This is a genomic window from Streptococcus sp. 3109 (assembly GCF_013276905.1).
GTDB lineage: Bacteria > Bacillota > Bacilli > Lactobacillales > Streptococcaceae > Streptococcus.
The window spans coordinates 1-20866 of record NZ_VMLY01000005.1 but is presented as its reverse complement, the minus strand read 5'-3'; the positions used below and the strand labels follow the sequence as shown (position 1 = coordinate 20866).

Annotated in this window: 15 protein-coding genes and 1 tRNA gene; all 16 read left to right on the top strand. The window is 39.5% G+C overall.

Annotated features, from left to right (window positions below; all coding sequences use genetic code 11):
• Nucleotides 1-91 precede the first annotated feature (91 nt).
• Nucleotides 92-1135 carry a TIGR00341 family protein gene (locus HT698_RS03395; RefSeq protein WP_173217788.1) on the top strand — a complete coding sequence of 348 codons (1044 nt, stop codon included), beginning with the start codon at nucleotides 92-94 and terminating at the stop codon, nucleotides 1133-1135.
• A gap of 165 nt (nucleotides 1136-1300) precedes the next feature.
• The gene (gene topA / locus HT698_RS03390; protein WP_173217790.1) at nucleotides 1301-3388 is read left to right on the top strand and encodes a type I DNA topoisomerase; all 2088 of its coding nucleotides are present in this window, start codon (nucleotides 1301-1303) and stop codon (nucleotides 3386-3388) included.
• A gap of 257 nt (nucleotides 3389-3645) precedes the next feature.
• Nucleotides 3646-4005 carry a YbaN family protein gene (locus tag HT698_RS03385; protein WP_001237210.1) on the top strand — a complete coding sequence of 120 codons (360 nt, stop codon included), beginning with the start codon at nucleotides 3646-3648 and terminating at the stop codon, nucleotides 4003-4005.
• Between the two features lie 93 nt (nucleotides 4006-4098).
• Entirely contained in the window at nucleotides 4099-4731 is a 633-nt protein-coding gene (locus HT698_RS03380) for a copper homeostasis protein CutC (RefSeq protein WP_173217792.1), read from the top strand.
• A 43-nt stretch (nucleotides 4732-4774) separates the two neighbouring features.
• A complete protein-coding gene (locus tag HT698_RS03375; protein ID WP_173217794.1) occupies nucleotides 4775-5431 on the top strand; it encodes an MmcQ/YjbR family DNA-binding protein in 657 nt (218 codons plus the stop codon).
• A gap of 304 nt (nucleotides 5432-5735) precedes the next feature.
• Nucleotides 5736-7298 (top strand): 2-isopropylmalate synthase, encoded by a 1563-nt coding sequence (locus HT698_RS03370; protein ID WP_173217796.1) that lies wholly within the window; start codon nucleotides 5736-5738, stop codon nucleotides 7296-7298.
• A gap of 11 nt (nucleotides 7299-7309) precedes the next feature.
• Nucleotides 7310-8347, top strand: coding sequence for a 3-isopropylmalate dehydrogenase (gene leuB, locus HT698_RS03365; protein ID WP_173217798.1), 1038 nt, complete (start codon nucleotides 7310-7312; stop codon nucleotides 8345-8347).
• Nucleotides 8344-8613 (top strand): DUF1294 domain-containing protein, encoded by a 270-nt coding sequence (locus tag HT698_RS03360; RefSeq protein ID WP_000762420.1) that lies wholly within the window; start codon nucleotides 8344-8346, stop codon nucleotides 8611-8613. The genes leuB and HT698_RS03360 overlap by 4 nt, the downstream gene beginning before the upstream one ends.
• A gap of 3 nt (nucleotides 8614-8616) precedes the next feature.
• Nucleotides 8617-9999, top strand: a complete 1383-nt coding sequence (gene leuC, locus HT698_RS03355) for a 3-isopropylmalate dehydratase large subunit (RefSeq protein ID WP_173217800.1) — start codon at nucleotides 8617-8619, stop codon at nucleotides 9997-9999.
• A gap of 9 nt (nucleotides 10000-10008) precedes the next feature.
• Complete coding sequence (leuD, locus tag HT698_RS03350; RefSeq protein ID WP_173217802.1) at nucleotides 10009-10602, top strand: 3-isopropylmalate dehydratase small subunit; 594 nt, start codon at nucleotides 10009-10011, stop codon at nucleotides 10600-10602.
• Nucleotides 10603-10631: 29 nt separating this feature from the next.
• Entirely contained in the window at nucleotides 10632-11411 is a 780-nt protein-coding gene (locus tag HT698_RS03345; RefSeq protein ID WP_173217804.1) for a Sua5/YciO/YrdC/YwlC family protein, read from the top strand.
• A gap of 156 nt (nucleotides 11412-11567) precedes the next feature.
• Entirely contained in the window at nucleotides 11568-13280 is a 1713-nt protein-coding gene (locus HT698_RS03340; protein WP_173217806.1) for an AAA family ATPase, read from the top strand.
• On the top strand, nucleotides 13267-14583 hold the full coding sequence (locus HT698_RS03335) for an McrC family protein (protein WP_173217808.1): 1317 nt from the start codon (nucleotides 13267-13269) through the stop codon (nucleotides 14581-14583). Before HT698_RS03340 ends, HT698_RS03335 begins: the two co-directional genes overlap by 14 nt.
• Nucleotides 14584-14757: 174 nt before the next feature.
• The gene (locus HT698_RS03330; protein ID WP_173217810.1) at nucleotides 14758-15744 is read left to right on the top strand and encodes a GMP reductase; all 987 of its coding nucleotides are present in this window, start codon (nucleotides 14758-14760) and stop codon (nucleotides 15742-15744) included.
• 66 nt (nucleotides 15745-15810) lie between these two features.
• Nucleotides 15811-15882: transfer RNA gene (locus tag HT698_RS03325), tRNA-Arg, on the top strand.
• Between the two features lie 317 nt (nucleotides 15883-16199).
• Nucleotides 16200-20866, top strand: a 4667-nt coding sequence (locus tag HT698_RS03320) for a MucBP domain-containing protein (protein WP_345890316.1), incomplete at its 3' end; no start/stop codon positions are given.

Below are 20866 nucleotides of genomic sequence, written 5' to 3'. Positions count from 1 at the left end.
GTAACATATATACGGCAAGGTGAAGCTGACGTTGTTTGAAGAGATTTTCGAAGAGTATTAGCGACTAGTTAGCTAGGAAAGGAAGATATTTGTGACAAATAATAAACTGTATTCGTTGGTAGAATTTAGAAATAAAATATACGAAGAATTAGAACTCTCCAGAAGTGATTTAGCGATTTTACTATGTGCCATGCTTATCGCCTCTATTGGATTAAATATGGATTCGACTCCCGTGATTATTGGAGCTATGTTAATCTCTCCTTTGATGACACCTATTCTGGGAGTGGGGCTCTCTCTAGCTATATTTGATTTTAAATTGTTAAGAAAATCTTTTAAAATATTAGCTATTCAAATTCTTGCCAGTCTAATAGCTTCAACACTTTATTTTTATCTTTCTCCCATTTCGTATGCTAGTTCGGAGATTGTTGCTAGAACCTCTCCGACCATTTGGGATGTTCTCATTGCTTTTGTAGGAGGGATAGCAGGTATTATTGGTGCTAGGAAAAAAGAGACCAATAACATTGTTCCTGGTGTTGCTATTGCAACCGCCTTGATGCCTCCTCTTTGTACAGTAGGTTATGCTATTGCTTCTGCTAATCTAAAATTTATCATAGGCTCCTCTTACCTATTCCTCATCAATTGTAGCTTTATTGTCATTGCGACTTATATAGGTGTCAGGTTGATGATGGTTAAGAAGCACTATTTTAGAGATAATGAAGAAGACTCTAAAATGCGCAGGATTTTGCTTCTAGTTGCTGTTTTGCTGATGATTCCGAGTTTCATCTCTGCAACGACTTTAGTCAGAGAAACATTGAAAAAAGAGTCCCTTAATAAATTTATATCAGAGCAGTTTCAGGGGCATAATATTTTGAAAAAAACCTATTCTAAAAAGACTCATACCCTAAAGCTAACCATCTCAGGAAATTATTTGACAGAAGAAGAACTTGATATGATTTCCAGTAAGAGGGGGGACTATGGTTTAAGTGATGTTTCTGTTCAAGTTTCACAATTGTCTGATTCAGAACAACTTAGCAAGGAAGAACTGGTAGAGTATTTCTTCCAGTATATCAAGGATAAGGAAGCAAAAGAAAAGGAAAAAGCCAAGAAATTTGATACAGAGTCTGAGGAACAATAATTTCTTGAGAATAGCTGGTTTTTCTCGCGAGTCTTCTATGTATCTCAAAGGAAGATTGTGGTCTTAAGTATAAACTTTTCTTCTATTATAGTAGCTAAGTCTTGACAGGGTTTAAAAAATGGTTTACACTTTATAAAGTTTATTACTTTGAAAAGGTGTGATACTGTGGCTACGGCAACAAAAAAGAAAAAATCAACAGTTAAAAAAAATCTAGTCATCGTGGAGTCGCCTGCTAAGGCCAAGACGATTGAAAAATATCTCGGCAGAAACTACAAGGTTTTAGCCAGTGTCGGGCATATCCGTGATTTGAAGAAATCCAGTATGTCCGTCGATATTGAAAATAATTATGAACCGCAATATATCAATATCCGAGGAAAAGGTCCTCTTATCAATGACTTGAAAAAAGAAGCCAAAAAAGCTAATAAAGTTTTTCTCGCGAGTGACCCGGACCGTGAAGGAGAAGCGATTTCTTGGCATTTGGCCCACATTCTCAACTTGGATGAAAATGATGCCAACCGTGTGGTCTTCAATGAAATCACCAAGGATGCGGTCAAAAATGCTTTTAAAGAACCTCGTAAGATCGATATGGACTTGGTTGATGCCCAACAGGCACGTCGTGTCCTGGACCGCTTGGTCGGGTATTCGATTTCGCCTATTTTGTGGAAGAAGGTCAAGAAGGGCTTGTCAGCAGGTCGTGTTCAGTCTATTGCTCTTAAACTCATCATTGACCGTGAAAATGAAATCAATTCTTTCCAGCCAGAAGAATACTGGACAATTGATGCTGTCTTTAAAAAGGGAACCAAGCAATTTCAGGCATCCTTCTATGGAGTAGATGGCAAAAAGCTGAAACTGACTAGCAATGATGAGGTCAAGGAAGTCTTGTCTCGTCTGACTAGTAAAGACTTTTCAGTGGATCAGGTGGATAAGAAAGAGCGCAAACGCAATGCTCCATTACCTTATACCACTTCATCTATGCAGATGGATGCTGCCAATAAAATCAATTTCCGTACTCGAAAAACCATGATGGTTGCCCAACAGCTCTATGAAGGGATTAATATTGGTTCTGGTGTTCAAGGTTTGATTACCTATATGCGTACCGATTCGACTCGTATCAGTCCAGTGGCACAGAACGAAGCAGCAAGTTTCATTACGGACCGTTTTGGTAGCAAGTATTCTAAGCATGGTAGCAAGGTCAAAAATGCATCAGGTGCTCAGGATGCCCATGAGGCTATTCGTCCGTCTAGCGTTTTTAATACACCGGAAAGTATTGCTAAATATCTGGACAAGGATCAGCTCAAGCTTTATACTCTTATCTGGAATCGTTTTGTGGCTAGCCAGATGACAGCTGCTGTCTTTGATACCATGGCTGTTAAATTGTCTCAAAATGGAGTTCAATTTGCTGCTAATGGTAGTCAGGTTAAGTTTGATGGTTATCTTGCCATTTACAATGATTCTGACAAGAATAAGATGTTACCAGATATGGCTGTTGGAGATGTAGTCAAACAGGTCAATAGCAAGCCAGAGCAACATTTCACCCAACCGCCTGCTCGTTATTCTGAAGCGACACTGATCAAGACCTTGGAGGAAAATGGGGTTGGCCGTCCGTCAACCTACGCACCAACCATTGAAACTATTCAGAAACGTTACTATGTTCGCCTTGCATCCAAACGTTTTGAACCGACAGAGTTGGGAGAAATTGTCAACAAGCTCATCGTTGAATATTTCCCAGATATCGTAAACGTGACCTTTACAGCTGAAATGGAAGGCAAGCTGGATGATGTCGAAGTCGGAAAAGAGCAGTGGCAACGTGTCATTGATGCCTTTTACAAACCATTTTCTAAAGAAGTCGCCAAGGCTGAAGAAGAAATGGAAAAAATTCAAATCAAGGATGAACCAGCTGGATTTGACTGTGAAGTGTGTGGCAGTCCAATGGTCATTAAACTTGGTCGATTTGGTAAGTTCTACGCTTGTAGTAATTTCCCAGATTGCCGTCATACCCAAGCAATCGTGAAAGAAATCGGCGTAGAGTGTCCAAGTTGTCATCAGGGACAAATCATTGAACGTAAAACCAAACGCAATCGCCTTTTCTATGGTTGCAATCGCTATCCAGAATGTGAATTTACCTCTTGGGACAAGCCTGTTGGTCGTGACTGTCCAAAATGTGGCAACTTCCTCATGGAGAAAAAAGTCCGTGGTGGTGGCAAGCAGGTTGTTTGTAGCAAGGGTGACTACGAAGAAGAAAAGATTAAATAAGAAGAGAGTCCTGAAAGTGAATTTCAGGCTCTTTTTGATTAGTGCTTGACAAAATTCATCATTGTATGCGAAACTAGAAGAAGATTATTTTATACTCAATGAAAATCAAAGAGCAAACTAGGAAACTAGCCGCAGGTTGCTCAAAGTACTGCTTTGAGGTTGCAGATAAGACTGACGAAGTCAGGAACCATACCTACGGTAAGGCGACGTTGACGTTTTTTGAAGAGATTTTCGAAGAGTATTAATTAGGAGTAGTTATGCGTCTTATCTATCTGATAATTGGTTTTTTATCACTGGCTTTGGCTATTATTGGGGTTGTCTTGCCCTTGTTGCCGACAACGCCTTTCCTTTTGTTGTCTATTGCTTGTTTCTCCAGAAGTTCCAAACGTTTCGAAGACTGGCTTTATCATACCAAGCTCTATCAAACATATGTAGCTGATTTTCGGGAAACCAAGTCAATTGCGCGTGAACGTAAGAAAAAAATCATCGTATCCATCTACATCTTGATGGGAATTTCCATTTATTTTGCCCCTCTCTTACCAGTCAAAATCAGTCTGGGTGCTTTGACCATCTTTATCACCTATTATCTCTTTAAGGTTATTCCAGACAAAGAATAAGTAAAATTTGTAACTATTTCCCTTGATAAAATTGAAAGCATATTCACAATAATATGATATAATAAATTTAAAGTAATCTTCAAGGAGAATCAAATGGTTTACGAATTTTGTGCTGAAAATGTGACCTTGCTTGAAAAAGCTATGGAGGCTGGAGCTCGTCGAATCGAACTCTGTGATAATCTAGCAGTTGGTGGGACAACACCAAGCTATGGAGTAACTAAGGCAGCAGTTGAACTGGCAGCTAACTATGATACGACCATCATGACCATGATTCGCCCACGTGGTGGCGACTTTGTCTATAATGATATGGAAATTGCTATTATGCTAGAAGACATTCGATTGACTGCTCAGGCTGGAAGTCAAGGAGTTGTATTTGGTACTTTAACTGCTGATAAGAAGTTGGATAAGCCTAATCTGGAGAAGTTGATAGCTGCGTCAAAAGGAATGGAAATTGTCTTCCACATGGCCTTTGATGAATTGAGTGATGAAGATCAACTGGAAGCTATTGACTGGCTCAGCCAAGCAGGTGTCACTCGTATTCTAACTCGTGCTGGTGTGTCTGGCGATTCACTAGAGAAACGTTTTGCTCACTATCACAGAATTTTGGAACATGCTAAAGGTAAGATTGAAATTCTACCAGGTGGGGGGATTGACTTGGACAACCGTCAAACCTTTATCGACCAGTTGGGAGTGACACAACTACATGGTACAAAGGTTGTCTTTTAAAAAATAGAAAGGAACTGCTAGCTTTTGGTAGCAGTTTTCACTTATGTTTGAAATTTTTAAATCTTATCAGTTTAATCAAGAAAAGGCTCGTGCCTATGGTTTTGTAAAAAATGGGGAAGTCTGGATTTATAGTTGCCAGATTTTGAAGGGTAACTTTATCATGACAGTCTCCATCACTACTGATAATGTGAGTTTTCAAGTCTTTGACCAGGAAACGGGTGATCTCTATCCACAAGTCCATATGGAAAGCATGAGGGGAAGTTTTGTCGGAAATGTCCGTGAGGCTTGTTTGGAGATTCTTCTCCAGATTCGGAAGGCTTGTTTTGATGTGCAGGATTTTATCTGTCCTCAGACTAAACGAATCATGACTCAAGTTCAGGAAAAATATGGTAATCAGTTGGAATATCTGTGGGAGAAATCGCCTGATACAGCAGTGTTAAGACACGAAGGCAATAAAAAGTGGTATGCCGTCTTGATGAAAATCTCTTGGGATAAGCTGGAAAAGGGCAGAGAAGGACAGGTGGAAGCAGTCAACATCAAGCATGACCAAGTAGCGGACTTACTTTCAAAAAAGGGCATTTATCCAGCCTTTCATATGAACAAACGCTACTGGATTAGTGTGGCTTTTGATGATACTTTGTCAGATGAAACGGTACTGGAATTGATAGAAACAAGCTGGAATTTAACTATTAAAAAATGAAACATTTCAAGAACTTTCAATTAGCTAAATATTCTATACTGAAGAAATTTTCAGAAAATATTTGATTTTTTCTTGACAAGTGCTTTTGCCTATGCTAAAATACTAAACAAGATATCAAACGAAGGAGAAAGTCAAACATGAAAACAGCTAAGTTTAATCAATTTGCTTTGTTGTTGAGGTACTCGGGCTAGTGCAAAAAGCATTAGTCCTGTTTGGCTTACCAAGCGGGAGTAAATCAACATCTCGCTTGGGTTTCTGAGCGAGATGTTTTTTTAAAAATCACATTTGGAAAAGGGGAAATCTTATGAGAACAGTTGAATTTCTAGATACCAGCCTTCGGGATGGAGAGCAGACACCCGGTGTTAACTTTTCAATCAAAGAAAAAATTGCCATAGCAAGGCAGCTGGAGAAATGGGGCATTTCAGCCATAGAAGCTGGTTTTCCAGCAGCTAGCCCAGACTCATTTACGGCAGTACAGGAGATTGCTAAGGCTTTGAAGAAAACGGCAGTGACTGGTTTGGCACGGTCTGTCAAGTCTGATATTGATGCTTGTTATGAGGCCCTCAAGGACGCCAAGTATCCACAGGTTCACGTCTTTATCGCTACCAGTCCGATTCACCGCAAGTATAAGCTCAATAAGAGCAAGGAAGAGATTTTGGAAGCTATTAAGGAGCATGTTTCTTATGCCCGTTCTAAGTTTGAAGTGGTCGAATTCTCTCCTGAGGATGCGACTAGAACGGAGTTGGACTTTCTCCTACAAGTCGTTCAAACAGCGGTCGATGCAGGTGCGACTTATATCAATATCCCTGACACGGTAGGATTTACCACACCAGAGGAATACGGCGCTATCTTCAAATACCTGATTGAGAATGTCAAGACGGATCGTCAGATCATCTATTCGCCTCACTGTCATGATGACCTTGGAATGGCAGTGGCTAATAGCCTTGCTGCTGTCAAGAACGGAGCAGGACGTGTTGAAGGGACTATCAACGGTATTGGGGAGCGAGCTGGAAATGCTGCCTTGGAAGAAATTGCAGTAGCCCTCAGTATTCGCCAAGATTACTACCAAGCAGAAACCAGTATTGTCCTAAATGAGACCATCAATACGTCAGAAATGATTTCTCGCTTCTCTGGTATTCCAGTTCCTAAAAACAAGGCTGTGGTTGGTGGCAATGCCTTTTCTCACGAATCTGGTATTCACCAAGACGGAGTCCTTAAAAATCCTCTTACCTATGAAATTATCACCCCTGAATTGGTCGGTGTCAAGAGTAATAGCCTTCCGCTTGGAAAATTGTCAGGTCGCCATGCCTTTGTCGAGAAACTAAGAGAATTGGCCCTAGATTTTACAGAAGAGGACATCAAACCACTCTTTGCTAAGTTCAAGGCACTGGCTGACAAGAAACAAGAAATCACAGATGCAGATATTCGTGCTTTGGTAGCTGGAACCATGGTTGAAAATCCAGAAGGCTTCCACTTTGATGATTTACAATTGCAAACTCATGCTGATAATGACATCGAAGCGCTTGTTAGCCTGGCTAATATGGATGGTGAGAAGGTCGAATTTAATGCGACAGGGCAAGGTTCCGTTGAAGCAATCTTTAACGCTATCGACAAGTTCTTTAACCAATCCGTCCGCTTGGTATCCTATACCATTGATGCGGTGACAGATGGAATTGATGCCCAAGCTAGGGTCTTGGTCACTGTTGAAAACAGAGATACAGAAACCATCTTTAATGCAGCAGGGCTAGATTTCGATGTGTTGAAGGCTTCGGCTATTGCTTACATCAATGCTAATACCTTTGTTCAAAAAGAGAATGCTGGTGAGATGGGACGTAGCGTTTCCTATCGCGATATGCCTAGTGTGTAAAGGAGAATGCTATGACAAAGAAAATAGTAGCTCTAGCAGGGGACGGAATTGGCCCAGAAATCATGGAGGCTGGTTTAGAGGTTCTGGAAGCTCTAGCTGAAAAAACAGGTTTTGACTATGAGATTGATAGACGACCTTTTGGAGGTGCAGGTATTGACGCTGCAGGGCATCCCTTACCTGATGAAACCCTAAAGGTATGTCGTGAAGCAGATGCCATTCTTCTAGCGGCTATCGGTAGTCCTCAGTATGATGGAGCAGCGGTTCGGCCTGAACAAGGCTTGCTGGCTCTCCGTAAGGAGCTCAATCTTTACGCTAATATTCGCCCAGTCAAAATCTTTGAGAGTCTCAAGCATTTATCACCTCTCAAACCAGAACGAATTGCTGGTGTGGACTTTGTCGTGATGCGTGAGTTGACAGGCGGGATTTACTTTGGAGATCATATCCTTGAAGAGCGAAAAGCGCGTGATATCAACGACTATAGCTATGAGGAAGTGGAGCGGATTATTCGCAAAGCCTTTGAAATTGCAAGAAATCGCAGAAAAATCGTTACTAGTATCGATAAGCAAAATGTTCTAGCGACCTCAAAACTCTGGCGGAAAGTAGCTGAGAAGGTCTCACAGGATTTCCCAGATGTGACCTTGGAACACCAGTTAGTGGACTCAGCTGCCATGCTCATGATTACTAATCCTGTCAAGTTTGATGTTATTGTAACGGAGAATCTTTTTGGAGATATTCTCTCTGATGAATCAAGCGTCCTAACAGGCACACTTGGAGTCATGCCATCAGCCAGTCATTCTGAAAATGGACCAAGTCTCTATGAACCTATTCACGGTTCAGCACCTGATATTGCAGGTCAAGGAATTGCCAATCCTATCTCCATGATTTTATCAGTGGCCATGATGCTGATAGACAGCTTTGGACGTTATGAGGATGCAGAGCGTATCGAGCGTGCTGTTGAGGCAAGTTTGGCAGCTGGAATTTTAACGAGAGATATAGGAGGGCAGGCTTCGACCAAGGAAATGACGGAAGCTATTATTGAAAGGTTATGAAGTTAGATGAAAAAATTACTCTTGCCCTCTTGATTTGGAATGTCATGATTTTCATCATTTATGGCATTGACAAATCTAAGGCAAGAAGAAGAGCGTGGCGCATCCCTGAGAAAATCTTACTCATTTTAGCCTTTACTTGTGGTGGTTTTGGGGCCTGGTTAGCAGGAATCATCTTTCATCACAAGACTCGAAAATGGTATTTTAAAACAGTTTGGTTTCTTGGTATGGTGTCCACACTAGTAGCCTTATATTTTATTTGGAGGTAATGGATGGCAGGAAAATCGATTTTTGATAAATTATGGGACCGTCATGTCATCACAGGAGAAGAGGGGCAACCCCAACTCATGTATGTGGACCAGCACTATATTCATGAAGTGACCAGCCCTCAGGCTTTTCAAGGACTACGAGATGCAGGTCGCAGATTGAGACGGCCAGACTTGACATTTGGAACCTTTGACCACAACGTCCCGACGGTCAATATCTACGATATTAGAGATGTCATTTCCAAGGCTCAAATTGATAAGCTGGCTGAAAATGTTGAGGAGTTTGGGATTGAACATGCGGCCCACGGTTCCGAAAAGCAAGGAATCGTTCATATGGTTGGTCCAGAGACAGGACGGACCCAACCAGGAAAATTCATTGTCTGTGGAGACAGTCACACAGCAACCCACGGAGCTTTCGGAGCAATCGCCTTTGGGATTGGGACCAGTGAAGTCGAGCATGTCTTTGCTACCCAGACACTCTGGCAGGTTAAACCAAAGAAAATGCTGGTGGAATTCACTGGCGTCCCTCAAAAAGGAGTTTATTCCAAGGATTACATTTTAGCCTTGATTGCCAAGTACGGTGTTGCCTGTGGAGTTGGCTATGTGGTGGAATATCGTGGGCAAGCGATTGATGCACTGAGTATGGAAGAGCGAATGACTATCTGCAATATGTCCATCGAGTTTGGATCCAAGATGGGAATCATGAATCCAGATCAAACCACCTATGATTATCTCAAGGGACGAGAATGTGTTCCAGAAGATTTCGATGAGGCTGTGGCTGATTGGAAAACAATTGTCAGCGATGAGGATGCTGTATACGATAAGGTTATCCAGATGGATGTCTCAGACTTAGCTCCTATGGTAACTTGGGGAACAAATCCTGCTATGGGGGTTGACTTTGACAGTAGTTTCCCAGAAATCAAAGATATGAATGATGAACGAGCCTACAATTATATGGATTTGGAGCCTGGTCAAAAGCCAGCAGATATTGAACTAGGTTATATCTTTATCGGTTCTTGTACTAATGCTCGTCTCAGCGACTTGCAACTGGCTGCGCGATTTGTTAAAGGGAAGAAAATAGCTCCTAACTTAACGGCTATCGTGGTTCCAGGCTCTCGTCCTGTCAAACGAGCTGCGGAGAAATTAGGCTTGGATAAAGTTTTCTTAGATGCTGGCTTTGAATGGAGAGACCCAGGTTGCTCTATGTGCCTAGGAATGAATCCAGACAAGGTTCCTGATGGCGTTCACTGCGCCTCAACCAGCAACCGCAACTTTGAAGACAGGCAGGGATTTGGTGCTAAGACTCATCTCTGTAGTCCAGCCATGGCAGCGGCAGCAGCTATCGCAGGGCGTTTCGTAGATGTTCGGCAAATGCCAGAAGCCCAGTAAGGAGAGGATATGGAGAAATTTACAGTTTATACGGGAACGACCGTTCCTCTCATGAATGATAATATCGATACCGATCAAATCCTACCTAAGCAGTTTCTCAAGTTAATAGATAAGAAAGGCTTTGGTAAGTACCTCATGTACGCTTGGCGTTATCTGGATGACAAGTACACTGAGGACCCAGACTTTGTCTTTAACCGACCTGAATATCGGAAAGCCAGTATCCTCATCTCAGGTGATAACTTTGGGGCAGGTTCTTCGAGGGAACACGCAGCTTGGGCTTTAGCGGACTATGGTTTTAAGGTCGTGATTGCAGGGTCTTTTGGGGATATTCATTACAATAATGAACTCAATAATGGCATGTTGCCTATTGTTCAGCCCAGAGAGGTTCGAGAGAAACTAGCCCATTTACAACCAAGCGATCTGGTAACTGTGGACTTGGAACAACAAAAAATCATCTCACCAGTTGGAGAATTCATTTTTGAAATCGATAGTGAATGGAAACACAAGCTCTTAAATGGTTTGGATGATATCGGTATCACTTTGCAGTATGAAGATTTGATTGCTGCTTATGAAAAACAACGACCAGCCTACTGGCAGGATTAGAAGAAAAATAGAAAAGGAAATATAGAACTATGACAAAACACATTCAATGGAACGGAACACTTTCACAAGAAGGCTATGACATTTTAAAAGATGAGGGCGGATGTATCGTTTGCCCTACAAAAGTTGGTTACATCATCATGACTAGTGACAAGGCAGGTCTTGAACGCAAGTTCGCAGCCAAAGAGCGTAACCGTAACAAACCAGGTGTTGTTCTCTGCGGTAGCATGGATGAGCTTCGTGCTTTAGCACAACTCAATCCAGAAATTGAAGCCTTCTACCAAAAACATTGGGATGAAGATATTCTTCTTGGTTGTATCCTTCCTTGGAAACCAGAAGCCTTTGAAAAACTCAAAGCATACGGTGATGGCCGTGAAGAACTGATGACTGACGTTCGTGGTACTAGCTGTTTCGTTATCAAATTTGGGAAAGCTGGTGAACAATTGGCTGCCAAACTTTGGGAAGAAGGCAAGATGGTTTATGCCTCATCAGCTAACCCATCTGGAAAAGGAAACCGTGGTAAGGTAGAAGGCATCGGAGAACGTATCGAAGGAGCAGTGGATCTTGTCATTGAAGCAGACGACTATGTGGCATCTATCCAGCCTGACAAAACGATTGAAACTCGCTACGAGCAAGGCGTGATGGTGTCTATGGTCGATAAGGACGGCAAACTCATCCCAGAACAAGGAGGAGCACGTTCAACTTCACCAGCTCCAGTTGTGATTCGCAAAGGGCTTGACATTGATAAAATCATGATGCACCTGTCAGACACCTTTAACTCATGGGACTACCGCCAGGGAGAGTATTATTAATATTTAAAAGAAGTCTAGTGTTATGAGGTAATAAAGCTCTCTACATTAGGCTTTTTCTTTAGAAATTCTTTTCTTTTTCTATAGGATATGATATGCTAGAGATGAACTATATATTAATAGAATTTACTTGTGAAAGTAAATTAAAGGAGTATTCAAATGAACAGTGAACAAAATAACTATTTTTTTGTTGGTACAAAATTTGGTGATGATGATTATCTTGAATATTTTAGGGAAGAAGGAAAGTGGGAATTAGGATGGCATAACAACGAGGAAAATAAACAGTATCAAAAAATGTTAAAGTTGTTTAATAAAATTAAACCAGGTGACGTTTTATTTGCTAAATCCACATATGTCAAAAAGAAGAATTTACCTTTTGTAAAGAAAGATGATTCAAAGGTTTCTGTGATGAAAATTCGTGGAATGGCGACTGCTAAAGAGGTTTTAGATGATGGGCATACGATTATTGTTGATTGGAAAAAAGAGTATATAGAGAGGGAGTGGTTTTTCTTTACGGGGCAAGAAACAATATGGTTTCCATCAGATATTAAGTATCGAACTAAAGAGACTAACCAGTTAATAAAATTTGCTGCAAGTGATGAAATCATAATTCAAGACTATGACTATTTTTTGAATCATCCTAATTGGAAAAAGTATAAAAAATTAGAAAGTGAAACTATGTTAAGGAATGATTTTTTATTTAATTATAGTGGTATATTAAGAAAATCCAAAAACCTCATCCTCCGTGGTGCACCGGGGACGGGAAAAACTTATCTTGCTAAAGAAATTGCTAAAGAGTTAACGGAAGGCAACGAAGATCAAATCGGCTTTGTACAGTTTCATCCATCTTATGATTATACGGATTTTGTTGAGGGTTTAAGACCGGATTCAAATGAGGATGGCAGTATATTTTTTAAATTAAAAGAAGGTATTTTTAAGAAGTTTTGTCAGAATGCTATAGATTCTAAGAAGATTGGAGGTCAAGATAATTTTGAAGAAACGTGGGCTAAGCTAACGGATGCTATCAATGAAAAGCAAGGACAATACTTCTTCCCTCGTAGTTCGGTTCCAGCCAGTTTAAATAGTCAAGGGAATGTGAAGTTTGATTCTCCTGTTGCTACCAAAGAAAAAGTGTATCTTTTGTACAAGGGTGAGGAGACTAAGTTAAAGTACGAAACTTATCAAAAAATCGTTTTAGATCACATGAAAGAAAGTTATGGCTTATGTGATTATGTTTCTCCAACAGAGGTTGACACTGACAAAAAATTCGTCTTCATCATCGATGAAATTAACCGTGGGGAGATTTCTAAGATTTTTGGGGAACTCTTTTTCTCTATCGACCCTGGTTATCGTGGTGAAAAGGGGAGTGTTTCTACTCAGTATGCTAATTTACATGAGACTGATGAGAAATTTTATATCCCTGAGAATGTCTACATCATCGGAACCATGAATGATATTGACCGTTCAGTGGACACCTTTGATTTTGCTATGCGTCGTCGTTTCCGTTTTATTGAAGTTACTGCTGAAAGCCAATTAGGTATGCTCGATACTGCTCTTGGTGATAAAGCTGAAGAAGCGAAAAAACGTTTAAGAAACTTGAATGTTGCTATCGAAAACGTTCAGGAATTAAATAGTCATTATCATATCGGACCAAGTTATTTCCTTAAGTTGCAGGATGTAGACTTTGACTATGAATTACTCTGGTCTGATTATCTCAAACCACTTTTGGAAGATTATCTACGTGGTTCCTATGAGGAAGTTGAAAAACTAAAAATATTGAAAAAAGCGTTTGATTTAAAAGAAAATGAGCAAACTATTCAGAAACATACAGGTGACGAAGAAAGCGATGAAAATAAAGATGAGGATAACTGATAATCATCATGAAATTGCTAAAGAAGACTTTGTCGCAGAATATCCCAAACTAAGTCAAGCACTTCTTGATAGAACACTGGATAACCTTTCTAAAGAGGACAATATCTTTATTTTTCCAAATGACCTACAATATTCTCCAGATTTGGATAAGAAACAAAAGATTTTGGAAACGGTCAATCAGGAAATCAAGACAGGAAATGTGATTGGTTTTCTGGGCTATGGTCAGGAGAGATTAACAATCTCCTCTCGTTTTTCGATTAAAGGTAATGACCATTTTTTGCATTATCTTTTACAAAAGGTTCTTCATATCAATCTCACTAGTTTAGATGTAGCTTTGTCACGTGAAGATAAGCTCTATCAACTTTTGATGTATCTCTTCCCCAAGTATCTACAAGCTGCTATTCGAAAAGGTCTTTATAAGGAATACCATCGATTTTCTCATAACGACAGTAATGTTAAGGGAGTGATTGATGTAAGAAAGCATCTCAAGAAAAACCTTCCTTTCACGGGAAATATTGCCTACACAACGAGAGAGTTCACCTATGATAATCCCCTCATGCAGTTGGTCCGTCACACTATTGAATACATTAAGAACCAGAAAAGCATTGGTCAAGGGGTACTAGATAATCTCTCAACTAGTCGTGAAAACGTAGCTGAAATCGTGCGTGTAACGCCTTCTTATAAACTAGCTGATCGTGCTAAGATTATTCGGGTAAATCAATCTAAACCTATACGTCATGCATACTTTCACGAGTACAGAAAGTTACAAGAACTTTGTCTGATGATCCTAAACCAAGAAAAGCACGGTTTGGGGTATCAAGATCAAAAAATTCATGGTATTCTTTTTGATGTTGCCTGGCTTTGGGAAGAGTATGTTCATACTTTGTTGCCAAAAGATTTCATCCATCCACGAAATAAAGATAAGACGGACGGAATTTCAGTATTTTCTAGTCGAGAACGAAAAGTTTATCCAGATTTTTATCATCAAGAGTTAAAAATCGTTTTAGATGCTAAGTATAAAAAACTGGAATTGACTGAAAAAGGAATAAACCGTGAGGACTTGTTCCAACTGATTTCCTATTCTTATATTTTAAAAGCTGAGAAGGCTGGTCTTGTTTTTCCGAGCGAGGACAAGGTTGTTGATAATGAGATAGGAAAGCTAGCAGGTTATGGAGCTTTGTTGAAGAAATGGTCTATCCAAATTCCTCAGAAGTCTTCATCCTATAGTGAATTTTGTGAAATGATGGAAAACTCCGAAGAAACTTTTAAAAGTAATATTACTAAAAAAGTGGGGAGAAAATAATTTCCCCTCTTTCTTTTATTTTTAACATAACTAAAACCCGAACGATATGTTTTTATTTATAAAAATATTTGACAAAAACTGTACTTTGGTTTATAATTAATTAAGGAAACGTCGGAAAAGGCGTAGTGATGCGAGAGCATAGGTAGGTCATTACAAAAGAAACGAGACATCGATATGTTAAATGAATTTCCAATTTTTGATTACGAAGATATTCAATTGATTCCAAATAAATGTGTGATTAAAAGCCGAGCAGAAGCGGATACAAGTGTCACTTTAGGAAATCACACCTTTAAACTACCTGTTGTGCCAGCTAATATGCAGACGATTTTGGATGAAAGTGTAGCAGAGCAATTGGCTAAAGGTGGGTACTTCTACATTATGCACCGTTTTGATGAGGCAGGACGTATTCCTTTTATTAAGCGCATGCATGAGCAAGGGCTCATTGCTTCTATCTCTGTCGGTGTTAAGGATTATGAGTATGATTTTGTCAGACAGCTCAAGGCTGATGCTCCTGAGTACATCACGATTGATATTGCCCATGGTCATGCGGATAGCGTGATTTCTATGATTCAACACATCAAGAAAGAATTGCCAGATACTTTTGTTATTGCTGGGAATGTGGGAACACCAGAAGCTGTGCGTGAATTGGAAAATGCTGGTGCGGATGCTACTAAGGTCGGAATTGGTCCTGGTAAGGTTTGTATCACCAAGGTTAAGACTGGTTTTGGTACAGGTGGTTGGCAGTTGGCTGCTCTACGCTGGTGTGCTAAGGCTGCACGTAAACCGATTATTGCTGATGGCGGAATTCGTACTCACGGCGATATTGCCAAGTCTATCCGATTCGGTGCCAGCATGGTTATGATTGGTTCCCTCTTTGCAGGACATATTGAAAGTCCAGGGAAAACGATTGAAGTCGATGGTGAACAGTTCAAAGAATATTATGGTTCAGCCTCACAATATCAAAAAGGTGCTTACAAAAATGTGGAAGGCAAACGCATCTTGCTTCCTGCCAAAGGTCATCTGCAAGACACTTTAACTGAGATGGAACAAGACCTTCAAAGTGCTATTTCATATGCAGGTGGACGTCAGGTTGCTGACCTTAAACACGTTGATTATGTTATCGTGAAAAACTCCATCTGGAATGGGGATGCTTCCCACTAAAACGGCCTATCTCACTAGAAAAAAACTTGTTATTAGAGCAAATTTCTGTTATAATAAAACAAGTTTCCACCCTTAGTGTAATGGATATCACGTAAGATTCCGGTTCTTGAGATGGGGGTTCGATTCCCTCAGGGTGGATGTAAATAGCTCAGGAGTCTGAGTACAAATAGAACAAATCATAAAACACATCATATCATGTCTAGTAAAAACCTTGATATGATGTGTTTTATTTTTTTATAATGCACAGATTTTCTAAATTCTTAACAATGCGATAAATGATTTAACAATCCTCTTTCTGATATTAGAAGTTAGTGGAAGTAATATACAGAAGAGATAAAATATTTTGTACGTCAAAGTTGTCTAATTATGAACAAAATGATATACTAAAATCAACAATTTAGATTTCTTTCTCAATAAGTTACTAGGTTGATATATATATATGAAGGCTTGATATTTTGTCAAATAAAAAGGAAATTTTTTCCATTCGTAAATTAAAAAATGGTCGTTCAGACTCAGTAAAAATAGGTACTCTCGGACTCATTATGGGTGCTGCTATCGCTTTGTCTGTCAACACTCAGTCTGTAGAAGCTGCTATTATAGATAACGGAGATGGAACTACTACTATATCAAATAGTAAGGGTTCTATCACAGTAGATACAGCACATGTGAAATTTGAGAATACTGATTATGAGTATGATTATCCTTCAAAAGATTTTGATCCTAATCCAAAACCGAATGAAACAGGTATAGATAACATTACTAAAATAGGTAAGGTAGACTACAAATATGTATCAACTGATGGGACTGTTTTAGAAGAAGATAAAAATCAAGATGCAGGCTTTGAAAAACAAATTTCGGTAGATTATGAAGTATACGGACCATATGGAAAAGTCTTCAAATCATTAACAGGTAACGAAATTACCGATACTGATTTAACCAAGGCAAAAGAGCACGGTGCCGCAGGAAAAGATACTATTGAAAAAAATAATACTACCTATCATAAGATCGGGGATCCAGCTGTAGAAATTACAGGTGATGGAGGAGGGGTATACTCTGACTCTACTCTTGGAAATGTGACTGCAAAACTAACTTCTGAAGGTCTTGTTCAAAATGATGGGAAAATTAACCACAGTGGAGTTAAACCAGGAGGTCGTAGCTGGATTGTCGAAGAAACTGGCAAGGGGACTTACGGTAAATATGTATTAGCCGATACACCAGCCACTACATCTGATAAATGGCTAGAAGATACATTCAAGGCGGGAGAAGCCACAGCAAAAGATTATACTTCTACGAATATCGCTACAGATGGTGGTGTCAAGGAAGGTGATTATGTTTTCGTATTAGAAAAAAATACCTTTGTAACAGGTGAACGTAACAAACTGGGTTTTACCTATGTCGTGAATTTTCCTACAGCAAATAATATATCTACTCTTCATGAATTTTATGAGGCAATCAATGCTCACAAAGACAATCCCGATGACCTTAGTCATGAAGGAACTAGAACTTTTTTAAAAGGGTATTTAGCTTACATCAAAGAAAAAGGTTTGCAAAATACAGAAGGGAATATGAAAAGATACCTTGCGTTTTCATATCTCGGTCAACCTGGAGTCGAAGACTCAGACAAGGAAGATATCCTGGATTCCGAAAAGAGACCAGCTACTGCTACAATATTTGATCCCGATAAAGACATCATAGTTGGTAATGAATCTGGAGGTGACGAAGAAGATGGGTATGGACTCTACTTCAATCTAACCGTTAATGGCCCTGCTACTGAGAAGTATAACTATCGTACAGCCTATACACCCCTTCGTGCTTATCGTTTAGGTAGTGGTCATACTACTATCACCTACACCTATAGTCCTGAAGTAACGAGTAGATCTGAAAAGAAAGGCTCGGTTACCGTACATTATCAAACAGAAGATGGAACAACTCTTAAATCTTCATATAATGATACTGTTGATGCTGTAGTAGAAGTTGAAACAAAAACTTACTATCTTGATGCCAATAATCAAGAAGTAGTTGTCAGCACAAACAAAACTGCAGAGAACGTTCAATACAATACAAAAGAAAGCGATGCAGAAAAACCTCAAAGATTAGAAGCAAATGGTTCTGTTTACTATATAAAAGAGAATGGAACAAAAACTACGGTAAATGGTGTTCCCCAAACGTCACCAGCAGAAGAAGGTCCCGTTGTAGAAGGAACTACAGAAGTAACCTATGTTTATGAAAAAGCTGGATCAGTCATCGTTAACTACAAAACAGAAGATGGAACAGCTCTTACAGGTACAGTAGTTGGAGACGAAAGCAAAACTGTAGCTTCAGGTACGAAAGATGTTGATAATGGTAAACCAGGAGAACCATACAACACTGCAGATAACGGAATGAAACCAACTCGTGTTAAAACTGCAGAAGGGAAAGTATACAAATTGGTTGAAGGTTCAACTGAAGGTGAAGAAACAGGTACAGTAGTAGCTGGAGAAACGAAACAAGTAACATACGTTTATAAAGAAGTTACTGGCGACGTAGTCGTTCACTATGTTGACACAGAAGGTCACACAATCGCAGCTGATAAAGATGACCTTAAAGGTGCATCTCTAAGCGAAAAATATGATACTGCTGTTGATAACAAACCAGAAAAAATCACTGCAGAAGACGGAACTGTTTACTACATTACAAAAGCTGGTCTTAAAGACGGTTCTAAACCAGAAACTGGAGATGTTGTTGAAGGTACAACAGAAGTAACTTACGTTTATGAAAAAGCTGGATCAGTAGTAGTTCATTACGTTGATACAGAAGGACATCCTCTTCAAGGAACCAATGAAAATCAACAACCAGTGACTCAAACGGTTACGGATACTGATAATGCCAAAGCAGGTTCAGACTACGATACACAAGATCATAAACCAACAAGCATTACTACAGCAGATGGTAAAGTATATAAACTGGTTCCTCAAAGTACTAGAGGAAATGAAACAGGCAAGGTTGTCGCAGGGCAAACTCTTGAAGTAACTTATGTATATCAAGAAGCTAAAGGAAATGTCATCGTTAAATTCCAAGATACAGAAGGCAATCCTATTGCGGATGATGAAAATGATGAAACAAACGCTTCTCTTAATACAAACTACAACACGTCAGAACATAAGAAAGCGACTATCGTAAAAGATGGTATCACTTACTATCTAACTGATAAAGTCCTAAAAGACGGCTCTAAACCAGAAGAAGGACCTGTTGTAGAAGGAACTACAGAAGTCACTTATGTTTATGAAAAAGCTGGATCAGTAATAGTTCATTATACAGATCAAGAAGGGAACCCAATATCTGGAACAGATCCAGAAGGAAATAATGTCCCTGAAACTAATAATGATACAACAGATGGCAGACCGGGAACTGACTACAACACTGCAGATAACGGAATGAAACCAAACCGTATTAAAACTGCAGAAGGAAAAGTATACGAACTAGTGCCTGATTCTACAATCGGAAATGAAACTGGTAAAGTAGTAGCCGGAGATACTGTAGAAGTAACATACGTTTATAAAGAAGTTAAAGGCAATGTTGTTGTTAAGTATGAAGATACTGAAGGTAACGTAATCGCTGAAAACGAAAAAGACGAAACAGATGCTTCTCTAAACGTTAAATACGATACAACTGACCACAAAAAAGCCGAAATCACTAAAGATGGTGTTAAATACTACCTAACAGCTAAAGCACTTAAAGACGGTTCTAAAGAAACTGGAGATGTTGTTGAAGGTACAACAGAAGTAACTTACGTTTATGAAAAAGCTGGATCAGTAATCGTTAACTACAAAACTGAAGATGGAACAGCTCTTACAGGTACAGTAGTAGACGAAGATGGAGCTGGTAAAACTGTAGAATCAGGTGCTAAAGACACTGATAATGGTAAACCAGGAGAACCATACAACACTGCAGATAGCGGAATGAAACCAACTCGTGTTAAAACTGCAGAAGGAAAAGTATACGAATTAGTTCCAGAATCAACTGAAGGTGAAGAAACAGGTACAGTAGTAGCTGGAGAAACGAAAGAAGTAACATACGTTTATAAAGAAGTTAAAGGGAATGTAGTTGTTAAGTATGAAGACACAGAAGGTAACCCACTTGCTGCTGACGAACAAGATGAAACAGATGCTTCTCTAAACGTTAAATACGATACAGCTGACCACAAAAAAGATGAAATCACTAAAGATGGTGTTAAATACTACCTAACAGCTAAAGCACTTAAAGACGGTTCTAAAGAAACTGGAGATGTTGTTGAAGGTACAACAGAAGTAACTTACGTTTACGAAAAAGCAGGATCAGTTCTTGTTCATTACGTTGATACAGAAGGCAATCCACTCCAAGGAACTAACGAAAATCAACAACCAGTGACTCAAACGGTTACGGATACTGATAATGCCAAAGCCGGTTCAGACTATGATACACAAGATCATAAACCAGCAAGCATTACTACAGCAGATGGTAAAGTTTATAAACTGGTTCCTCAAAGTACTAGAGGAAATGAAACAGGCAAGGTTGTTGCAGGGCAAACTCTTGAAGTAACTTATGTATATCAAGAAGCTAAAGGAAATGTCATCGTTAAATTCCAAGATACAGAAGGCAATCCTATTGCGGATGATGAAAATGATGAAACAAACGCTTCTCTTAATACAAACTACAACACGTCAGAACATAAGAAAGCGACTATCGTAAAAGATGGTGTCACTTACTATCTAACTGATAAAGTCCTAAAAGACGGCTCTAAACCAGAAGAAGGAACTGTTGTAGAAGGAACTACAGAAGTCATTTATGTTTATGAAAAAGCTGGTTCAGTTCTGGTTCATTACGTTGATACAGAAGGACATCCTCTCCAAGGAACCAATGAAAATCAACAACCAGTGACTCAAACAGTTACGGATACTGATAATGCCAAAGCCGGTTCAGACTACGATACAAGAGATCATAAACCAACAAGCATTACTACAGCAGATGGTAAAGTTTATAAACTGGTTCCTCAAAGTACCACAGGAAATGAAACAGGCAAGGTTGTTGCAGGGCAAACTCTTGAAGTAACTTATGTATACATTCTGGAAAACGCCGTACCAGAGCCTAAGCCAGAGCCTAAGCC

What these genes read in the sequence shown, in the direction of transcription:
- HT698_RS03385 (WP_001237210.1), top strand. Translation starts at nt 3,646, where the DNA reads ATGCGTCTTATCTATCTGATAATTGGTTTTTTATCACTGGCTTTGGCT.
- HT698_RS03380 (WP_173217792.1), top strand. Translation starts at nt 4,099, where the DNA reads ATGGTTTACGAATTTTGTGCTGAAAATGTGACCTTGCTTGAAAAAGCT.
- HT698_RS03375 (WP_173217794.1), top strand. Translation starts at nt 4,775, where the DNA reads ATGTTTGAAATTTTTAAATCTTATCAGTTTAATCAAGAAAAGGCTCGT.
- HT698_RS03370 (WP_173217796.1), top strand. Translation starts at nt 5,736, where the DNA reads ATGAGAACAGTTGAATTTCTAGATACCAGCCTTCGGGATGGAGAGCAG.
- leuB (WP_173217798.1), top strand. Translation starts at nt 7,310, where the DNA reads ATGACAAAGAAAATAGTAGCTCTAGCAGGGGACGGAATTGGCCCAGAA.
- HT698_RS03360 (WP_000762420.1), top strand. Translation starts at nt 8,344, where the DNA reads ATGAAGTTAGATGAAAAAATTACTCTTGCCCTCTTGATTTGGAATGTC.
- leuC (WP_173217800.1), top strand. Translation starts at nt 8,617, where the DNA reads ATGGCAGGAAAATCGATTTTTGATAAATTATGGGACCGTCATGTCATC.
- leuD (WP_173217802.1), top strand. Translation starts at nt 10,009, where the DNA reads ATGGAGAAATTTACAGTTTATACGGGAACGACCGTTCCTCTCATGAAT.
- HT698_RS03345 (WP_173217804.1), top strand. Translation starts at nt 10,632, where the DNA reads ATGACAAAACACATTCAATGGAACGGAACACTTTCACAAGAAGGCTAT.
- HT698_RS03340 (WP_173217806.1), top strand. Translation starts at nt 11,568, where the DNA reads ATGAACAGTGAACAAAATAACTATTTTTTTGTTGGTACAAAATTTGGT.
- HT698_RS03335 (WP_173217808.1), top strand. Translation starts at nt 13,267, where the DNA reads ATGAGGATAACTGATAATCATCATGAAATTGCTAAAGAAGACTTTGTC.
- HT698_RS03330 (WP_173217810.1), top strand. Translation starts at nt 14,758, where the DNA reads ATGTTAAATGAATTTCCAATTTTTGATTACGAAGATATTCAATTGATT.